Annotated in this window: 16 protein-coding genes; 3 read left to right on the top strand and 13 right to left on the bottom strand. The window is 52.6% G+C overall.

Translation table 11 applies throughout. The annotated features are described in order from the left end of the window. Nucleotides 1-8: 8 nt before the first annotated feature. The 11 genes from B3355_RS07260 to B3355_RS07210 form a co-directional block, all read right to left on the bottom strand. Nucleotides 9-1,868 carry an ABC transporter ATP-binding protein gene (locus tag B3355_RS07260; RefSeq protein ID WP_292782042.1) on the bottom strand — a complete coding sequence of 620 codons (1,860 nt, stop codon included), beginning with the start codon at nucleotides 1,866-1,868 and terminating at the stop codon, nucleotides 9-11. Next, nucleotides 1,855-3,723, bottom strand: a complete 1,869-nt coding sequence (locus B3355_RS07255; protein WP_292782040.1) for an ABC transporter ATP-binding protein — start codon at nucleotides 3,721-3,723, stop codon at nucleotides 1,855-1,857. The genes B3355_RS07260 and B3355_RS07255 overlap by 14 nt, the downstream gene beginning before the upstream one ends. 113 nt (nucleotides 3,724-3,836) lie before the next feature. Next, the gene (locus B3355_RS07250; protein WP_292782037.1) at nucleotides 3,837-4,610 is read right to left on the bottom strand and encodes an ABC transporter permease; all 774 of its coding nucleotides are present in this window, start codon (nucleotides 4,608-4,610) and stop codon (nucleotides 3,837-3,839) included. 38 nt (nucleotides 4,611-4,648) lie between these two features. Next, a complete protein-coding gene (locus B3355_RS07245) occupies nucleotides 4,649-5,416 on the bottom strand; it encodes an ABC transporter permease (protein ID WP_019883261.1) in 768 nt (255 codons plus the stop codon). Nucleotides 5,417-5,460: 44 nt separating this feature from the next. Then, on the bottom strand, nucleotides 5,461-5,865 hold the full coding sequence (locus tag B3355_RS07240) for an ExbD/TolR family protein (RefSeq protein WP_019883263.1): 405 nt from the start codon (nucleotides 5,863-5,865) through the stop codon (nucleotides 5,461-5,463). Beyond that, nucleotides 5,865-6,611 (bottom strand): MotA/TolQ/ExbB proton channel family protein, encoded by a 747-nt coding sequence (locus B3355_RS07235; protein WP_292782033.1) that lies wholly within the window; start codon nucleotides 6,609-6,611, stop codon nucleotides 5,865-5,867. The genes B3355_RS07240 and B3355_RS07235 overlap by 1 nt, the downstream gene beginning before the upstream one ends. Before the next feature lie 25 nt (nucleotides 6,612-6,636). After that, the gene (locus tag B3355_RS07230; RefSeq protein ID WP_292782030.1) at nucleotides 6,637-7,476 is read right to left on the bottom strand and encodes an energy transducer TonB; all 840 of its coding nucleotides are present in this window, start codon (nucleotides 7,474-7,476) and stop codon (nucleotides 6,637-6,639) included. A gap of 17 nt (nucleotides 7,477-7,493) precedes the next feature. Next, nucleotides 7,494-8,369, bottom strand: a complete 876-nt coding sequence (locus B3355_RS07225) for an ABC transporter ATP-binding protein (RefSeq protein ID WP_292782027.1) — start codon at nucleotides 8,367-8,369, stop codon at nucleotides 7,494-7,496. A gap of 235 nt (nucleotides 8,370-8,604) precedes the next feature. After that, nucleotides 8,605-9,675 carry an ABC transporter substrate-binding protein gene (locus B3355_RS07220; RefSeq protein WP_292782024.1) on the bottom strand — a complete coding sequence of 357 codons (1,071 nt, stop codon included), beginning with the start codon at nucleotides 9,673-9,675 and terminating at the stop codon, nucleotides 8,605-8,607. Nucleotides 9,676-9,721: 46 nt separating this feature from the next. Continuing rightward, entirely contained in the window at nucleotides 9,722-10,780 is a 1,059-nt protein-coding gene (locus B3355_RS07215) for an ABC transporter substrate-binding protein (RefSeq protein WP_019883268.1), read from the bottom strand. 16 nt (nucleotides 10,781-10,796) lie between these two features. After that, nucleotides 10,797-11,519, bottom strand: a complete 723-nt coding sequence (locus B3355_RS07210) for a class II aldolase/adducin family protein (RefSeq protein WP_019883270.1) — start codon at nucleotides 11,517-11,519, stop codon at nucleotides 10,797-10,799. Nucleotides 11,520-11,815: 296 nt separating this feature from the next. Between B3355_RS07210 and B3355_RS07205 the strand changes: the two genes are divergently transcribed. Continuing rightward, the gene (locus B3355_RS07205; RefSeq protein ID WP_019883272.1) at nucleotides 11,816-12,949 is read left to right on the top strand and encodes a sigma-54 interaction domain-containing protein; all 1,134 of its coding nucleotides are present in this window, start codon (nucleotides 11,816-11,818) and stop codon (nucleotides 12,947-12,949) included. A gap of 54 nt (nucleotides 12,950-13,003) precedes the next feature. On the opposite strand, the gene B3355_RS07200 is transcribed toward B3355_RS07205, so the two are convergent. Together B3355_RS07200 and B3355_RS07195 are read right to left on the bottom strand one after the other, a co-directional pair. Then, on the bottom strand, nucleotides 13,004-13,555 hold the full coding sequence (locus B3355_RS07200) for an NAD(P)H-dependent oxidoreductase (RefSeq protein WP_292782017.1): 552 nt from the start codon (nucleotides 13,553-13,555) through the stop codon (nucleotides 13,004-13,006). Between the two features lie 153 nt (nucleotides 13,556-13,708). After that, nucleotides 13,709-14,209 (bottom strand): hypothetical protein, encoded by a 501-nt coding sequence (locus B3355_RS07195; RefSeq protein WP_292782014.1) that lies wholly within the window; start codon nucleotides 14,207-14,209, stop codon nucleotides 13,709-13,711. A 301-nt stretch (nucleotides 14,210-14,510) separates the two neighbouring features. Between B3355_RS07195 and B3355_RS07190 the strand changes: the two genes are divergently transcribed. Together B3355_RS07190 and B3355_RS07185 are read left to right on the top strand one after the other, a co-directional pair. Next, nucleotides 14,511-14,684 carry a DUF1328 domain-containing protein gene (locus B3355_RS07190; protein ID WP_019883275.1) on the top strand — a complete coding sequence of 58 codons (174 nt, stop codon included), beginning with the start codon at nucleotides 14,511-14,513 and terminating at the stop codon, nucleotides 14,682-14,684. Nucleotides 14,685-14,777: 93 nt separating this feature from the next. Next, nucleotides 14,778-17,000: a RelA/SpoT family protein gene (locus tag B3355_RS07185; RefSeq protein WP_292782008.1), complete on the top strand. Its 2,223-nt coding sequence runs from the start codon at nucleotides 14,778-14,780 to the stop codon at nucleotides 16,998-17,000. Nucleotides 17,001-17,006: the final 6 nt, after the last annotated feature.

Below are 17,006 nucleotides of genomic sequence, written 5' to 3'. Positions count from 1 at the left end.
CAACGTTATTAAAGCTGCTCACCTGCCTCATAGGCGTGATACAACTCGGCATATTTACCCTGCTGCTGGATCAGTTGCGCATGCGGACCGAGTTCAGCCAATTCACCGTGATGTATCACGGCAATCAGGTCAGCATCGCGGATGGTGGCCAGGCGGTGTGCAATAATAATGGCCGTGCGGCCTTCACATAAACGCCGCAGCGCATGCTGGATGCGACGCTCGGTTTGTATATCGACGGCCGACGTGGCTTCATCCAGAATGAGGATAGTGGGGTTGGCCAGATAAGCGCGCAGCAAACACACCAGTTGGCGCTGGCCGTGGCTGAGGTGTGAGCCCATGGCACCCACTTCCGTATAGTATCCATGTGGCAGACGGCTAATCAGGTCATCAATGCCTAACTCGGCCGCGGCTTGTTCAAAGACAGCCAAGGTAGCTTCAGGTTTTGCCAGGTGCAGGTTATCAATAATGCTGCCGCTAAACAGCACGTTGTCTTGCAACACGACCCCTACATGCTGACGCAAATTACGCTGGCTCAGCTGGCGGATATCGACCTGGTCAATAAGCACTTGCCCTTGCTGTACATCATAAAAACGCGTCAGCAATTGAATTAAGGTACTTTTACCGTGGCCGGTTGGGCCGACAATCGCCAATACCTGCCCGGCCGGAACCGTTAAATCCAGGTTTCGAATAACAGGCTTGGACTGATCTGGCACATAGGAAAAACCGACATTTTTAAAGCTAACTTCGCCTTTAATCGAGGCAAGTGTCTGCGCGTTAGGAGCATCCACAATTTCCGGCCTGGTATCCAGTAATAAAAACACACGCTGGGCCGAAGCCACACCATTGGTATAACGCTCTACAAGGTCACCAAGCTCCTGTAGCGGCCCCAGAAACATATAGACATAAAACAGGCTGGCCGCAAATTGCCCCAGGGTTAAATGGCCCAGAGTGACTTCCTCACCGCCTGCCACTAAAAGCAACATCAGGCCCAGTATCGTCAGCACGCCCGTGAAGTGCGTGAACCAGCCGGAGGCAATATTGCTACGGACCAGTGAATGAATAAAGGCATTGACCAGCGCACGGTAGCGCTGCAAGTTGCTGTCTTCCTGCACGGTTTGTTTGATAATGCGCACGCCTGCCACGGTCTCGACCAGATGCGCGGTAAAACGGGTACGGTTTTCAGCCACACGCGCAAAATGCTGGCTGGATAATTTCCGGAATAGCGTGCTGGAAAGGATAAGCAAGGGAATCACCAGCGCCAGGTGATAAAACAGCGTCGGCGACACCCACAACAATATGCCAGCGGCCATGACGAACCTGAGCAAGGCAGAAAATATCTCCGGTGGCCCTTGAATCAGCAGTGGTTCCAGGGCATCAATATCCCGATCGACCCTGGAAATGATGCGGCCAGACTTGGTACGGTCAAAGTACGCCACGCTTAGTTGCTGTACGTGGCTAAACAGATCTATGCGCAACTGGTTCAAAATGCGGATAGCCGCCGTGCCGGAAAAATATTGTGACAAGCCAGCCAGCACAAAACGTGCGGCCCACATAGCGGCAAGGCCAAGCATGGCGACATTAATCACGTGCCAGTTCAAGCCAACCACGGCACCACGGTCAGCTGCAACCTGTGACTCATACAGCAAACCAAAATCAATGGCCTGCTGAATAAAATAAGGACGCAAGAACACAAAGCAAACCAGGGCCAGTTCGAGCAGCATGGCACTCACAATATACTTGCGCACGGGTTTCAACAGTGGCAGCAGGCGCCAGAACATATTGCGGTTCAGTTGCTGCTTGGCCAGGGTTTCTTCGAGTTCGATATCAGACAGGGCCTTGATATTCGGATTACGTTCAGCGGCCATCATCCAACCCCATCAGTGCACGATAACGTGCATTATTCTTCACCAGCGCCTGATGTGTATCAGCAGCGATAATGCTGCCACCTGCCAGGAATAGCACCTTATCTGCCAGCAAAATAGTAGATAACTTGCTGGCAATCACCAGTACGGTCGTCGCACGCCCTTGTGTTTTCAGGGCGCGGATATTGTTTAATACATTGCGCTCAGTCACCGCATCCAGCGCACTGGTGGCGTCATCCAGCACCAGGATACGCGGCTGCCCGAGCAAGGCGCGCGCCAGACAGACACGTTGCCGCTGGCCACCAGACAAAGTCACGCCACGGTCACCAATGCGGGTTTCCAGGCCGTCACTCAGACTCACCAGCAGCTCTGATGCACTCGCCATTTGCAGTGCCCATTCCAGGTCGTCGTCAGTGGCTTCAGGCGCCGCCAGCCGCATATTGGCCGCCAGCGTATCCGAGAACAAAAAAGCCTCCTGCGGTACGGTATGTACCTGTTTGCGCAATTCGGCCAGTTGCAGCTCTTTGACGTCCAGCCATTGGCCATCACTTCCCGCAATTTCGACCCGGCCATGGCTGACTTCTGCCAGCCTGGGCACCAGGCCTGCCAGCGTACTTTTTCCCGATCCGGTGGTGCCCACCAGCGCCACAATTTCACCGGCTTCGATATCAAATGTGCAATCACTGAGTACCGGATTACCGCCTTCTGGCGGTAACACCGATACCTGTTCAAAGCGTAGTGATAATGGCCCAGCCGGTAAGGCCTGAGTGCCAGATGTGATATCTGGCTCGGCATCCAGCAGGTCCCAGATGCGGGCCGCCGAAGAGCGTGCATCGGCGAACACCTGCATGACCCGCCCCACGCCCTCTACCCTAAACACCAGGGTATTCACCATGAGTAAAGCAGCGATCAACTGACCAAGATTGAGCGCGTGCGTATAAACCAGGTGACAGCCAAACCCCAGCACCCAGACTTGCCCTAGCGCGACCACAAATTGCGGCAAGGGAATACGTGAGGTATAAAACGACAGGGCGGCAAACGCCTGTGTCATAAAGCCCTGCACCTGTTGCTCAAAACGTTTGATACGGCTGGCTTCCAGCGCAAAGGCCTTGATCACGCGTACGCCATTGACGCCTTCGGTCAGGTCCTGGTTCACGGCATCGTAAGCTTCGCCCACTGCCCGATCGAGTTTAACCAGGTGTTCGGTTTGCAACAGCAAAATACCAAACCCAATCAGGCACAACAGCAGCGGCACCAGGCCCAGCCAGAAGTCATACCAGAATAAAAAGCCCATGGCGGCGCTGACCACCAATGCCGTATCTACCACCTGGCGCCAGAAGCTGATCAACGCATCTCGCAACTTGTCAGAGTCGCGCGTGGTGCGCGTCACCAGTTCGCCTGCGCCATGTTGCCAGTGATAGCTTTGATCCAGTCGCTGTACCTGAATCAAAATGCGCTCACGCAAATGTCCAATCAGGTTCTGCTGAATAATCAATGATAACCAGCCGACAAAATACAAGATCGCGGCACGTGCCAGCGCAATGCCGACAATGATCAGTAACCAGTGCCAGGCCACCTCGCTATTCAACTCACCAGTAACCGTGGGCACAATGGCTTTGCCATGCTGCACCTCATCAATGGCACGCGCAATCAGGCCTTGCTGCAATGCCAGCAGCACATTGGCCGCCGCAAACAACCCGGTACAGAGCCAGAACCGGACCGGGGTTCGGCTATACAGCAGCAGACAGCGGATCAGCGGGTAATGATGGAGGTTAAAGGCAAAAAATGCAGGCCATGGTTGCTGGCCTGACTGCGGTAATACAGGTTTTTTTTCAAGAGAGTGTTCAGTCAAAGGATTCAACTTCTATCTAAATCTTGATCTTGGCGCACAGCATCGCGTTGCGATGTCTGCGCCAAGATCTATATATTGAGTGCGGCGATAGTTTTGGTGATGGTTGGCGGTTGCGGACGGCGCTAGCCGACCTGGCGCCATTTGAACAGGTGATTACTCGCCAGCTTAATCAGCAGAGACATCACATAACCGAGTACGCCAATCACAAAAGTCACAATAATCAGGACATCCATCCGCGAGGCTTCCTGTGCGTTCATCATTAAATTGCCCAGTCCGGCACCAGCGGTAAACAATAACTCGCTACCGATGGTGGACAACCACGCAAACGCCAGTGCTAATGAAAAGCCGGTAAATACCTGCGGTAAGGCAGCTGGCAGGGTGATGCGGCGATAAATCTGCCAGCGGCTCAAGCGATATACCTGCCCGACCTCATTAAAGCGGCGGTCAACTTGCAACATGCCTTCAAAGGTTGAGAGTACCACCGGGTAAAACGCCGACAGGCTAACCACAATCAATTTTGAGGTATCGCCATTGCCAAACCACAATGCGAATAATGGCACCAGGCCCAGCAAAGGCACTTGGCGGATCGCATGGTAAATCGGCGTAATCAGGATGTTGGCTGTACGCGACACGGCCACCAGTGAGCCGACCAGGAAACCGGCACTGGCGCCCAGCAACAGGCCGGTAAGTGCACGCTGTACACTGGCCTGCACATTCACCAGCAACTCGCCACTGCGGCTGAGCTCGACCACACCCGCCCAAATCTGGCCCAATGAAGCAAAGGCATAAGCATGATTGGCATCCAGGCGCGACATCGCATCCCAGGCCAGAATGACCACTATCGGCAATACCCAGCCACGCCAGTCAGGGATCCATTTATAAAAAGAATTTTGCATGCGGATGTCTATCTACTTATTTGCTGTTGATGAATGACTTATGCTTTGACCGCGGGTTGCCAGGGAATCAGGCGAATCTCGGCCCACTTAAAGAGTTTATCTATGCTAAAGCCGACCAGGCCGGTGATGACGACGCCGACCATGACAACATCAAGGCGAAACATTTCGCGCCCTAATTGCATCATTTGGCCGATACCGCTATCCGCTGCGAGAAGTTCCGCCGCGACTAGGATGGTCCAGGAGCGTGAAAAAGCGATCCTGAGCCCGGTGAATACAGGCGGCGTAATGGCCGGAATAATCAGTTTGCGATACAGCGTGGTTTTGGGCAACTGATAAATGCGCGCCACTTCAAAATAGTTTTTGGATACCCCTTTGGTCGCATCATAGGCTGCCAATGCAACGGTCAAAAAAGCGGCCTTGGTCACAATAATGACCTTGAAAATCTCATCCACCCCCAGTAACAGGATCAGAATGGGAATCAAGGCGATCGTAGGCACCTGACGCAAGCCTTGAAACAAGGGCAGCGCAAACGCCTCTACCCGCGGTGAAATCGCCATCCAGATACCGAACAGCACACCAGTGAGTGCACCGAGGCCAAAGCCGGTAAGCAGGCGAAAGAAGCTGGCTTTGAGGTGCAAGGCCAGTTCGCCGTTAGCAGTGAGTTCTTCCAGCGTGGCCACCACCGCACCGGGCGAAACCAGCACATCGTCAGCGTACCAGCCCGCCGCAGCCACCCACCACCATACAAGCAGCAGCAGGATGGGCGAAATCAGGAAAGGGAAGAATTGTTTCCAATCACGTGTCATCAACTTGCTACCTCATCCAGTTTCACTCTAGTCACCTTGTTTCACTATTCGCCTTGCGTCAATACGGCCACGCGCGTGATACCGGCACGCTCAATCGCCGCCATCACTTTGGCGACTTTGCCGTAATTCACGGCCTCATCAGAACTCAAATGCAAGGTCACATCCGGGTTGTTATCATGCAATTTTTTCAGCTCAGGCTCTATCGTCTCCAGCGGATACTCCTGGCGATCGATAAACAGCTTGCCAGCGGCATCCACCGATACCGTCACCGGCTTTTTCTGCTCAGGTGCTTTGGTGGCAGCCGTTTTCGGTAAATTGACCTGAATGGCGTTGTTCATCAAAGGCGCGGTCACAATAAAAGCCACCAGCAGTACCAGCATGACATCGACCAATGGTGTGACGTTGATTTCACTCAATACGTCATCATCAGCATTTGTGGAAATAGCCATTATGCAGTTGCTCCTTTAAGGTTACGCACCACCGCAGAAGCTGCTGAAGAGGATGCAACAAACTCACCGGCCTTGGAGGCATCCGCTTTTTTAAAAGTGACGCGGCGAGATACTTTGATTAAATCTTCAGCGAAGTCATCCAGGTTGGTGCTGCTGGTTTTTAAGCGACGCAGGAAAAAGTTATAAGCCAGCACCGCAGGCACAGCCACGGCAATACCAATGGCTGTCGCCACCAGGGCTTCACCAATCGGGCCTGCGACCACTTCCAGGCTGGCGGTGCCCAGCTTGCTGATGTCGGTCAGCGCGTGCATGATGCCCCAGACCGTACCCAGCAAACCAACAAACGGTGCAGTACTACCGATACTGGCCAATACAACCAAGCCTGCTTCACGCAATACGCGCTCTTTTTGAATCTGCTGGCGCAGTGCGCGCTCAAGTACTTCCTGGCGGTCACCGCTATGACGCAGATCATCGGCAGATTCCACATCCAGATCTTTCAGGGTTTCAAAACCCACTTGGGCGACACGGTAGGCCGGGCCGTTATGGCCTTCCAGCGTAGCGGCTTCCTGCAGGCTTTTTGCACCCCAGAAGGCGGCCCTGAATTTAACGTTTTGCTTGCGGATCAACCACACCTGGAAAGACTTGGCCAGGATAATGGTCCAGGTGACGCCAGAGGCCACCAGCAAGGTAATCAATACACCAAGCACCACTGGGGATGCGCTTTGATAGGTTTCTAAACTAAACATAATATTTCCTTTTCAAATTAAAAAATTACTGCAGCTTGAACTCAACCGGGAATGTCGCCCAACCTTCGACCGGGGTATTCCCTCGTTTTGCCGGGGTAAATGCCCAGCGCTTCGCTGCAGCAACCGCAGCATCATCCAGTACACCGTGTCCACTGGACTTCTTGACCTTCACATCTGCAGGCTTGCCGTTAGGCAACACTTTCACCCGCAATACCACCGTGCCTTCCCAGCCCTGATCCGCAGCAAAATCGGGATATTCAGGATCAGGGTTATTCAAATGACCGACACCACCTTTGGCTTCTACCAGTGGCTCTTCTTTCACCACCACCGGCGGAGGTGGCGCTGGTTCTGGCGCCGGGTCAGCGACCACCGGGCCGCTGGTTTTTGCCGCGGTGGTGTTTTCCTGTACCACAATGTCGTTCGGCGCAATATGCTGGTCAGCGGGGGCGGTCCTTAATGCCGTCGGCTTGGCGGCCTGTGGCGGTGGGTCAGCGCGCTTGACCTGCGGTGGTGGTGGCGGAGGTGGTTTTGGCGGCTCAATGACTGGTGGTGAAATCACCTCCGGCTTCACAAACTCCACAATCACTTCATTTTTCTTCGGCTTGACGATGCTGGGTTGATGCAAGGCATTAATAAACCCAGTCACGCCCAGAATATGGGCCAGAATGACCACACCGATCAGCGCCAGCAATTTATTACGCGGAATAATCTGCTCTACGCGATTAAACTTGCTGACCAGACGCTCGGATAACTTGCCAAAATCTTCGCCAGTGGCGACCAGGTTCTTTCTGGATTTGCTTTTATCTGTGAGTGAATCCCAAATCGTAGAATGCTCAGCGGGCGTTTTCAGTGCCGTTGTTGACATACAAACTCCTAATAAATCTAACTAATCTCGATGAAGTCGCTTAACACATCATCTTTAATGCGCTGAAACTCCGGTGAAGTACGATGGCGCGGTCTGGGTAAATCCACAGCCACCACGCGTTTGATACGCCCTGGATTGGCTTCCATGACCACCACGCGATCTCCCAGGAACACCGCTTCTTCGACGTCATGCGTGACCAGGATGGAAGTCGTGCCTTCGGTTTCCCAAAGACGTTGCAATTCTTGCTGCATCTTGAGGCGAGTCAATGCATCCAGTGCGCCAAACGGTTCATCCAGTAATAACAATCTTGGTTTTAGCACCAAGGCCCTGGCAATCGCGACACGCTGTGACATGCCGCCTGAAATCTGGTGAGGGAACGCCTGGGCAAATCCAGACAGGCCAACCAGCTCAATCTGGTGTTTCACGCGCGCATCCACCTCCTGCTGTGTCAGGCCAGAAGATTCCAGCGCCAACGCCACATTCTGCTCAACGGTCAGCCACGGGAACAAACGATGCTCCTGAAACACCAGGCCCCGGTCCAGTGAGGTCCCTGAGACTTTGTCACCCAGCCAGACAATGCTGCCGTCGTAAGCGCTGTCCAGTCCTGCAATCAGCCTGAGTAAGGTGGACTTGCCGCAGCCACTACTACCGACAATGGAAATAAATTCACCTTTGGTCACTGCCAGTGAAAAATCTGACAGCACGGTCAACGCTTTACCGTTGAGCTGGAAAGTCTTGGAAACGCCCTCTACCGCCAGCACGGCCGCCGAGCTCGCCAGTGACAGATGTTGCGAACCACGCAGGCCTGACGGTCTCACCGACGCATTGTCTTCGCCGAGGCTATCTACGTGCGCTTCATTGATCACACTTAAAGCGGTTTTAGGGCGACTCATGTTTCTTCCTGTGCAAAATAACTAGAGTGCTATACGCAATCCCTGTGCCAAGTTAAAAATTAATATTTATCACTTAATAATCATAAGGTTACAGATACCACAACGAATACCCCGCGTTTGGCAATGTTGTATATCCATCATCTGACGGCGGGCATGTGCTGGTATAGCAACAGACATAAAAAAACAGATGGCGGGAGACCATCTGTTGGAAGGGATTGCCGGGAAGCAATAAAGGTTATTGTTGTGATGCAATCCGGGATGGCGCCCAGAAAGTCTCCAGGTTCAACTCCTTTAAAGCTTTGTCGACAAAGCTTGAGTTAAGCAGTTGCTGAATATCAATATCGTTTCGAATCAGGCCAGACTCACGCGCATAAGAGGCTGCACGTTTGTAATGATCCACCAGCGCCTGGTCATAAAGCGGTGACCAACGGTCACGCCAGCTCACGCTATCATCTTCATAGTCGCGCCTGACCACACTCTCAGGCTGCACCAGGCTGGCATAATCCTTGAGGTAGGTTTCCTTGTGCGCCTCTTGCGCTGCCCAATGGTTGGCTTTAATAAATGAGGTGACGATGGCTTGAGTGAGCTCCGGATGCTCTTTGACAAAGTCATTGCGCGCCCACAAGCCGCCCATCAGCTTCCAGTCCGGTGGGGCATTTTTGGTCGACCAGATGATTTTACCCACGCCTTTATCCACCAGGTTATAGGCATCACTTAAAGAGAAGAACGCATCTACCGAGCCACTGGCCAATGCCGCAGCACCGACTTGCGGATTCACGTTCACAATCTTGAAGTCGGTCAGCTTGAAGCCATTTTTCTGCACCAGGTTAGCAAATGGAATCTCCCACGGACGGCCCCGATGTAAGGCAATGCGCTTGCCTTTGAGGTCAGCAATATTTTTTGCTGTTGAATTGGCGGGCACCACCAGATAAGAGTTACCGCTACGTCCCCACGGCGCGACTAATTGCACGCGTGGCTTGGAGCCGTTCAAAATAATCGGTGGTAAATCGCCATAGGCCGCGAAGTCTATGCTCTTGTTGGCAAAGGCTTCGTTGACGATGGGGCCGACCATCGCCGTGGCAGCAGGTACCCACTCCAGCTTGACGCCGCGCTTGGCCAAGGTTTCATCCAAGCCGGTTTCACTGGCCAGCTCGGTGCTACCCAGATAGTGCGTCTTGCCATTGAGGTTATAAGCCACGGTGGCAATTCTCACCACTTTCGGGTCGGTTTCAGCACTGTGGGCACCTGACATAATGAATGCAGTCACCGCCAATGCCGAAAATACATAGTTTAAAAATCTGCTCACACTTACTCCTTATTTACGCTTAAGCCGCGAGGCTTACTTACTTGCTTCAGGCAACCGCCGCATATTGATGCAACTGCTGTTCTGCATCACGCAACGGCCTGAAATCAATCCACGCATCCAGGTCAAAATCCTTGTCCAACAGGCCATGCACCAGCATAAAGTTCTTTTGCTGGCGGAACAGCTCTACGCGCTCCGGGGACAAATCAGGCGCCAGTTGCAAATGGAAGTTCTCACCATAAGCCGTCGCCACGCCGTCTTCGCCCGAGCGGGTTTCGGATTCCAGAATTTCGCGCACACCTTTGAGGTTGCTTTTGGCCCAATCTGCCGCACGCAAGGTCTGGTAGAGGAAACGCACCACCAGGTCATAATGATTGTCCAACAATGACTGATGTACGGTGATCGGACGCGGTGTGCCGTTATTGACGCGGCTGGACAACTCAGGATAGCTATCAAGATCGATACCCACCACAGCCCCCACACGTTTCGCGGCATCCACCGCAGATGCGCCTTTTACATACACCGCATCGACCTTGCCTTCGATAAGTGCATCAAGGCCAGACCACAACTCACCTAGACCATTGGGGTTATCACGACCATTACGATTACCACGACCAGAAGGCACCTCTACCAAAGTCACATCATCCAGCGTCAAGCCAGCGATATTCAAGGCGCCTTTATAACCATGCAGACTCATGCCACGAGCGATACTGCTGCCGCGTACATGGCTGGCAATCGGATGCTCGATAAACGCCGGCAAGGCCAGGCGCAATCCCTTCAATTGTTCAGGCGTGGTAATGCCACTATCCGGCCTCACCAGGATCGCTTGCCATTCATCAATCCAGGTCAAGCCAATCAGCTTGGTCGGTGCACCTTGTGCCTTGGCAGCCAGCGCCAGCAAGTTGCCACCCTCACGAATCAACGAAGGTAACTCATGATCGTAATGATGCTTGGATAACTCTTTGGGCGCTTCTTGCAACGTGGCAATGTTAATGTTGTCACGCGCAAACTCTTCATTAAGCCAGCCTAATTTATAAGCCAGGCCCGTGGCAGTCGGCACCGGGCAACGGGTAAACCAGATTTGATCGATATGTTGTGCTGTGGTCACTTGGTAGCTCCTGTGATTACAAGTCGGAAGGACGCAACAAGCCTTCTTCTTTGGCCTGGTCGTAAAGCTTGGACATTTTCCATTGTTGCTTCAACACGCCTGGGCCATACTCACGGGAGCCACCCAGGGCCTCTGCCAGGGTTTGCAACTTGGCGCCTTCCTCCAGCAACAGAATAAACTCTGCCAGTTTGCGCAGACCTTGTTTACCCCATACCGTGGCACCACCATTGGCCTCAAGAATCGCCGTGTGATGTGGATTAATCGCAATCTGGTCGAGAATAAAATCGACTTCCTGCTGGCGGCGGTCAATATAAATCGGTAACTCTTTAATCAGGTTAAAGCGCTGTACCGGCACATAACGGATAGGCAATGTGCGGTGTGTTTGTGCCCAGGCACCCAGGTAGGTGGAATGTATATGCGAAATCGTGGTGACTTCCGGGCGCACCTGGAACAATTTGGTATAACGGCCAGCGCCTGCGCCACTGCCCTTGCCGGCATAGACCGTACCATCAAAGCCCACCACGGTTGCTTCAATTGGCTTGCCCTTGTTAAACGGGCCCGGGTCATTCACGATGATCAATTTGTCCTGGCCTGGCACGCGATGCACAAAGCCCACGGTACCATTGGCAGTAATGCTATCCGTCTCGCGAAAGACCTCAAAAGCCAGTTTGGCTTCCGCCACAGTTTCGTTTACGTAATGATCCAGATCCAGTTCAGTATTAACAGTCACGACAGTCATTGTCAGTCCTTTCAAAATTCATGCGAAAACAACACGGACTACTTGGCAAAGACTGTGCCACTTACAACAGGTAAAATTTACCTATAAAAATCATATACTTACAAAAAATACCGATGCCAAGCACCTGTTGCCCCGGCAACAAGTGTTGCGATTAACACAGCAAAATGTTGAATTCCCGCCCATGATCTGGCTTACCTTCAATATAACCAATGTGAATATTGTTATAATTTATAGAACTTTGACTTATTAATGATCAATGTAATATAGTGACTCGCCTGTTAAATAAGGAGTCAATGATGAGCGCACAACGATGGGATATCCGTGATTCGTACACCGAGCGTACTGACCATGTGATCACACACCCCAATCCGTCTGCCGTCAGCTTGTCCGTACGGGCAAGTGCACTGGTATTCAGCGATCCCAAATCGCAAAATCTGCTGTCTTTGATCGAAAGAATTGCGTCCAGCAATGCGACCGCGCTGATCATTGGCGAAACAGGGACGGGTAAAGAACTCATTGCCCGCCATATCCACTCATTGAGCAACCGCAGAAACGGCCCGTTCCAGGCTATTAATTGCGGCGCTTTCTCAGAAACCCTGGTTGAAAGCGAGTTGTTTGGCTATGAAAAAGGCGCGTTTACCGGCGCCAACACCTCCAAAGTTGGCTGGTTTGAAACCGCCAATGGCGGCACACTGTTCCTGGATGAAATCGGCGACTTGCCACAATCGACACAGGTCAAATTATTGCGCGTGCTGCAAGAGCGTGAAGTCGTGCGCGTAGGCTCAAGAAAGCCCATCCCGATTGATGTGCGCCTGATTGCGGCGACCAACGTGAACCTGGAAGAAGCCGTCAAAGCGGGACGTTTCCGCGAAGACTTGTATTACCGGATTAAAGTGGTACCGGTTGAATTACTGCCTTTGCGCGAGCGCCGTGGCGATATCCTGCCGCTGGTTGAGCATTTCCTGGCCGTATATCGCAATAAGCTGAACACTTCGGACCACAAACTGGCCCCCGAAACCACCTCGCTGCTGATGGAATATCCGTGGCCGGGCAATATTCGTGAGCTGGAAAACGTCATTCACCGTGCGGTACTGGTGAGTACCTCCGATACGCTTTATCCAAAAGATCTGAATTTACCCAAAATCAGCTTTAACCGGCCAGAGTTTACGTCTGATGAAGACAGCGGCATCACGGCACCACTGCCAAGCCGGGTCAGCTATGAGCGCCAAAGTGCGCTCTATAAATTGGAAAATATTCTCGAAGAGCTGTTTGAACAAGCCCCGGAAAATTTATATGAGCTGATCAATGGCACCACGGTCAGCAAGGCTTATGAGCACAGTAAAAACAATCAGGTGCATACCGCCAAACTGCTGGGCATCAGCCGCAATATCCTGCGCGCCAGGTTAAAAGAACTCAACCTGATCGCATAAATAAAGAGGGGATATATTCCCCTCTTTTTTATGCCGAATCTTGCAAATGACCTGCTAGGCAACCAGCGTTTCCGGCAAATGTTGCTTAATCAACACAGCGGCCTGTTCTAGCGCCTGGTCAATACGCTGTTCAATCACGGCACTGTCCAATTGGTAATTCGTGAACTCTGCATCCCGGGCATAAATAGTGGTCGGGATGGTGTAAATACCAAAAAAGCTGGCCAGGCTTCTTAAGTGCGACTCCAGCACCAGCGCATGGTGATCGCTGCCTCCTGTTGCCACCAAAATAGCGACTTTACCAGTGAGTTTTTTCGGGTCGACCAGGTCAAAAAAGTGCTTGAGCAAGCCAGTATAAGAAGCTTTATACACTGGCGTGCCAATGACGATAATATCGGCCTGGTGCAGCTTTTCGTAGGCTTGCGCCAACGCGGGGGGAAACTGGTTGAAAGACACAGTAGGTCCCAAATCTGCCGTCAGTTTGGAAATATCGATCACCTCACCCGGACTATGAAACTTCTGGCTGGCCTTGGTCACCACGGACTCCACCAGCGACAAGGTTCTTGAGGGTGCAGTAATATTTCCGGAGACTCCAATAATTCGTGGCATTTCGATTTTCCTGATTAAACAATGTCTTGGTTTAACAGCAAATAAAATGCCAGATTTAAACCCTTCATAATCAATCACTTGAAAAACAGATGCTGCCAATTCAACAACAAACGTCGCCAAAATGTTGGTCAGGCAACACCTCTGGCTATGCCACTAGGTTTTAATTTTGCGTACAGGACGGGCAGGCGTCATTTGTTCGGCGTACATATTAATCAGGCTACGCTGAACGCCGCCATCACCGCAGAGCTGAAAATGAATCAGGTAGCGTTTACCGACCTTGATAAACTGATTGGCCGCCTGGATTTCTTCCAGCGATAGCACCGGGTTTTCACCGACGTTGGTCGCAATATCAAGTTTGCTTCCCAGCCAGTCAACGCCAATTTTTTCTGGCGTGATACCACTCTCGCTATAAGCGACTGTTTTGACTTTTGTCACCGTGACTTGCTGCTGGCAATCAGGCAACACTTCATCCATGCTGACGAGCGCAATCACTGCTGGCCTTGCCTCGGCTTTGCTGCTGGTTTTATGCGGCGGCCCAAGAATCACTTTGGCACTATCACTGGCGGCAAAGGCGAAAGCGGGCAGCAGGCATTGCACGATCATGAGCAAACATGCGAGGCGAGCGGTCGCTGGTATGGTGTGAATCGAACGCATGGCGCGCTCCCTTCATAAGGATTTTTTTATTTAAATGGGCAGACTCACGATGGCGCGTATTCATTGCTTATTGTCATAGTGAGTCAACACTCACTTATGCGCACAAAGCTGTTGCAGGCCACAACATCAAGTCCCACATAATATAGCGCATTTGATGAGTCAGCGAAGCTGATTAACGCTTGTAAACCATCGCCACGTAGGCTGATTCTGACCAATCATTTAGCAAAGTACTGATAGAGCAAGCTGGCCCGGTCTTTTAAGATGCCATCATCTTCCCTGTCTAAAATGAAAGGCCAGACCTATGCTTTATTATGCATTGCTGTTTCTTGTGATCTCTTTTATTGCCGGTTTACTGGGCTTCAGAGGCATTGAGTCTGGTGCCGCAACGATCTCCAAAGTGTTCTTCTTCATTTTCCTACTGTTGGCGATTGGGATTGCCCTGGCGGCGGTGCTGGGGATCAGCCTGTTCGCATAAAAGCAGCAAGAATCCCCCTCATCGCGCGCCCTGACAAATTGTCCGGGCGCGTTTTAGCTTTACGCTCATGCGCAATCGCGGCGATAATACTTTATGGTTTCAGCCCGTCGCCCTGCACACACACCAACGTCTAACGATCCTCAAGCGCTCGCTGGATGGATTACGTCTTTACCACAACGTTTCACCGCGCATGAATTAGCGCAGATTCGCCAGGCTGGCGAACTGGCAGCCTCCCTGTATAGCGGAAAATACGCCATCAACGACAGCCCCTTACTGCAACACGCCCTGGGGACTGCCGCGATTGTGGCTGAAATGAATATGGATGCAGATAGCCTGATAGCCGCCATCTTGCAGGCCGCACCTGACTTGTTAAGCGACTGGCCTGATGACCTATCCAGCCAGTTCGGGCAAACGGTGGTGGGCTTGATAGACGGCATTGCACGTATGTCCCATATTCAGGCGCTGAGCGAAGTCGACGGGGCACAACCTGCTGACAACAAACACAATGACAGGGCGCAGCAGCTGGAAGCATTACGCAAAATGCTGCTGGCCATGGTGCAGGATATCCGCGTGGTACTAATCAAACTGGCGGAGCGCACGCAATTGCTGCGCCACCTCTCGGGCGCCAGCCCGGCGTGCCAGGCGCAGGTTGCGCGCGAAAACCAGAGCATCTTTGCCCCGCTGGCCAATCGGCTGGGCGTGTGGCAGTTAAAATGGGAGCTGGAAGATTTATCGTTGCGTTACCTGGAGCCGCAGCTTTACAAAGAAGTCGCGAAGATGCTCGACGAGCGGCGCGTTGATCGTGAGCAATACATCACGGATGTTGTCGCACAGTTACAGCACGAACTGACTCAAGCCGGCGTGAAGGCCGATGTCAGCGGGAGACCCAAACATATCTCCAGCATTGTCAAAAAAATGAAGAGCAAGCATCTGCAGTTTAACCAGCTGTATGACGTGCGTGCCGTGCGCATCATGGTCGATGACATCAAGGACTGCTATACCGCGCTGGGCCTGGTGCATCATCTCTGGCAACCGATTCCTGGCGAGTTTGACGACTATATCGCGCGCCCGAAAAGCAACAATTATCGCTCGCTACACACGGCGGTGAGTGGCCCGCGCGGCCTGGCGCTGGAGGTACAAATTCGTACTTTTGAAATGCACCAGCATTCAGAGCTAGGCGTGGCAGCGCACTGGCGTTATAAAGAAGGTGCCAAGTCTGATGCCAAGTTTGATGAAAAAATTGCCTGGTTACGCCAGATTCTTTCATGGAAAGATGAGGTGGCCGACCATGGCGATTTGCTGGAACAATTTAATAGTGAACTGTTTCAGGACAAGGTATATGTGCTGACACCACAAGGCAAGGTCATTGATTTGCCGCACGGCGCCACGCCGATTGATTTTGCTTATGCCTTGCACACCGACCTCGGGCATAGAACCAAAGGCGCAAAAATTAATGGCCAGATTGTGCCACTGCACACGCGGCTGGAGAATGGGCACCGCGTAGAAATCCTCACCGCCAAACAAGGTGCGCCCAGCCGCGACTGGCTGAATGCGTCGCTGGGCTTTTTACAAAGCCCGAGCGCACGTGCCAAGGTCAGGCACTGGTTCAAGTACCAGCACTTTGAAGAGAATGTCGCCCAGGGCCGCGCCAAGCTGGATAAAGAACTGCATAGGGCCGGGGCAGGCAGCCTGCCGCTGGAACGTATCGCACAAAAACTGCAATTCCAGAAACTGGAAGACTGCCTGGCCGCGATTGGTCGCGGTGACATTAGCGAGCACCAGATTGCGATTACCATCCAGGGCGAAATAGCGCCTGCCGACACAGCACCAGCGCCACCGCTGGTCAAACGCCCGACCGCCTCGCAGGTCAACCATGCCGGCGTCACCATTGAAGGCATAGGCAATGTGCAAACCACCATGGCCAGATGTTGCAAACCTGTATCGCCCGAGCCTATTGTCGGCTACCTGACGCGCAACCATAGCGTCACCATACACCGCCAGGCCTGCACCTTTATCACGCGCCTGGCTGATGCGCGCCAGAACCGCCTGCTGGCGGCGCAATGGGGCGACCGTCAACCAGGATTATCAGAGGTGGATATTGTGCTGGAAGCCAATGACAGACAGGGCTTGCTGCGCGACATCAGTGAACTGTTTGCACGTGAAAAGATCAACACCACCAAGGCCAATACGCTGAGTCGCAATCATGTGGCATTGATGCAATTCACCGTAGAGTTAAGTGATATTGACCAGTTGCAGCACTTGCTGCTGCGCTTACAACAGGTGCCAGGTGTGATCTCGGCACAACGAAAAACCTGAAAGAGG

Origin of the sequence: Methylophilus sp. UBA6697, from assembly GCF_002454655.1 — a bacterium.
GTDB lineage: Bacteria > Pseudomonadota > Gammaproteobacteria > Burkholderiales > Methylophilaceae > Methylophilus.
The sequence above is the reverse complement of the archived record's forward strand: the minus strand, read 5'-3'. Positions and strand labels throughout refer to the sequence as shown.

Excerpts from the sequence above, each read along its gene's own strand:
- B3355_RS07245 (WP_019883261.1), bottom strand. The coding sequence starts at position 5,416 with ATGACACGTGATTGGAAACAATTCTTCCCTTTCCTGATTTCGCCCATC.
- B3355_RS07225 (WP_292782027.1), bottom strand. The coding sequence starts at position 8,369 with ATGAGTCGCCCTAAAACCGCTTTAAGTGTGATCAATGAAGCGCACGTA.
- B3355_RS07200 (WP_292782017.1), bottom strand. The coding sequence starts at position 13,555 with ATGCCACGAATTATTGGAGTCTCCGGAAATATTACTGCACCCTCAAGA.
- B3355_RS07235 (WP_292782033.1), bottom strand. The coding sequence starts at position 6,611 with ATGTTTAGTTTAGAAACCTATCAAAGCGCATCCCCAGTGGTGCTTGGT.
- B3355_RS07230 (WP_292782030.1), bottom strand. The coding sequence starts at position 7,476 with ATGTCAACAACGGCACTGAAAACGCCCGCTGAGCATTCTACGATTTGG.
- B3355_RS07250 (WP_292782037.1), bottom strand. The coding sequence starts at position 4,610 with ATGCAAAATTCTTTTTATAAATGGATCCCTGACTGGCGTGGCTGGGTA.
- B3355_RS07240 (WP_019883263.1), bottom strand. The coding sequence starts at position 5,865 with ATGGCTATTTCCACAAATGCTGATGATGACGTATTGAGTGAAATCAAC.
- B3355_RS07210 (WP_019883270.1), bottom strand. The coding sequence starts at position 11,519 with ATGACTGTCGTGACTGTTAATACTGAACTGGATCTGGATCATTACGTA.
- B3355_RS07205 (WP_019883272.1), top strand. The coding sequence starts at position 11,816 with ATGAGCGCACAACGATGGGATATCCGTGATTCGTACACCGAGCGTACT.
- B3355_RS07195 (WP_292782014.1), bottom strand. The coding sequence starts at position 14,209 with ATGCGTTCGATTCACACCATACCAGCGACCGCTCGCCTCGCATGTTTG.
- B3355_RS07260 (WP_292782042.1), bottom strand. The coding sequence starts at position 1,868 with ATGATGGCCGCTGAACGTAATCCGAATATCAAGGCCCTGTCTGATATC.
- B3355_RS07190 (WP_019883275.1), top strand. The coding sequence starts at position 14,511 with ATGCTTTATTATGCATTGCTGTTTCTTGTGATCTCTTTTATTGCCGGT.
- B3355_RS07185 (WP_292782008.1), top strand. The coding sequence starts at position 14,778 with ATGGTTTCAGCCCGTCGCCCTGCACACACACCAACGTCTAACGATCCT.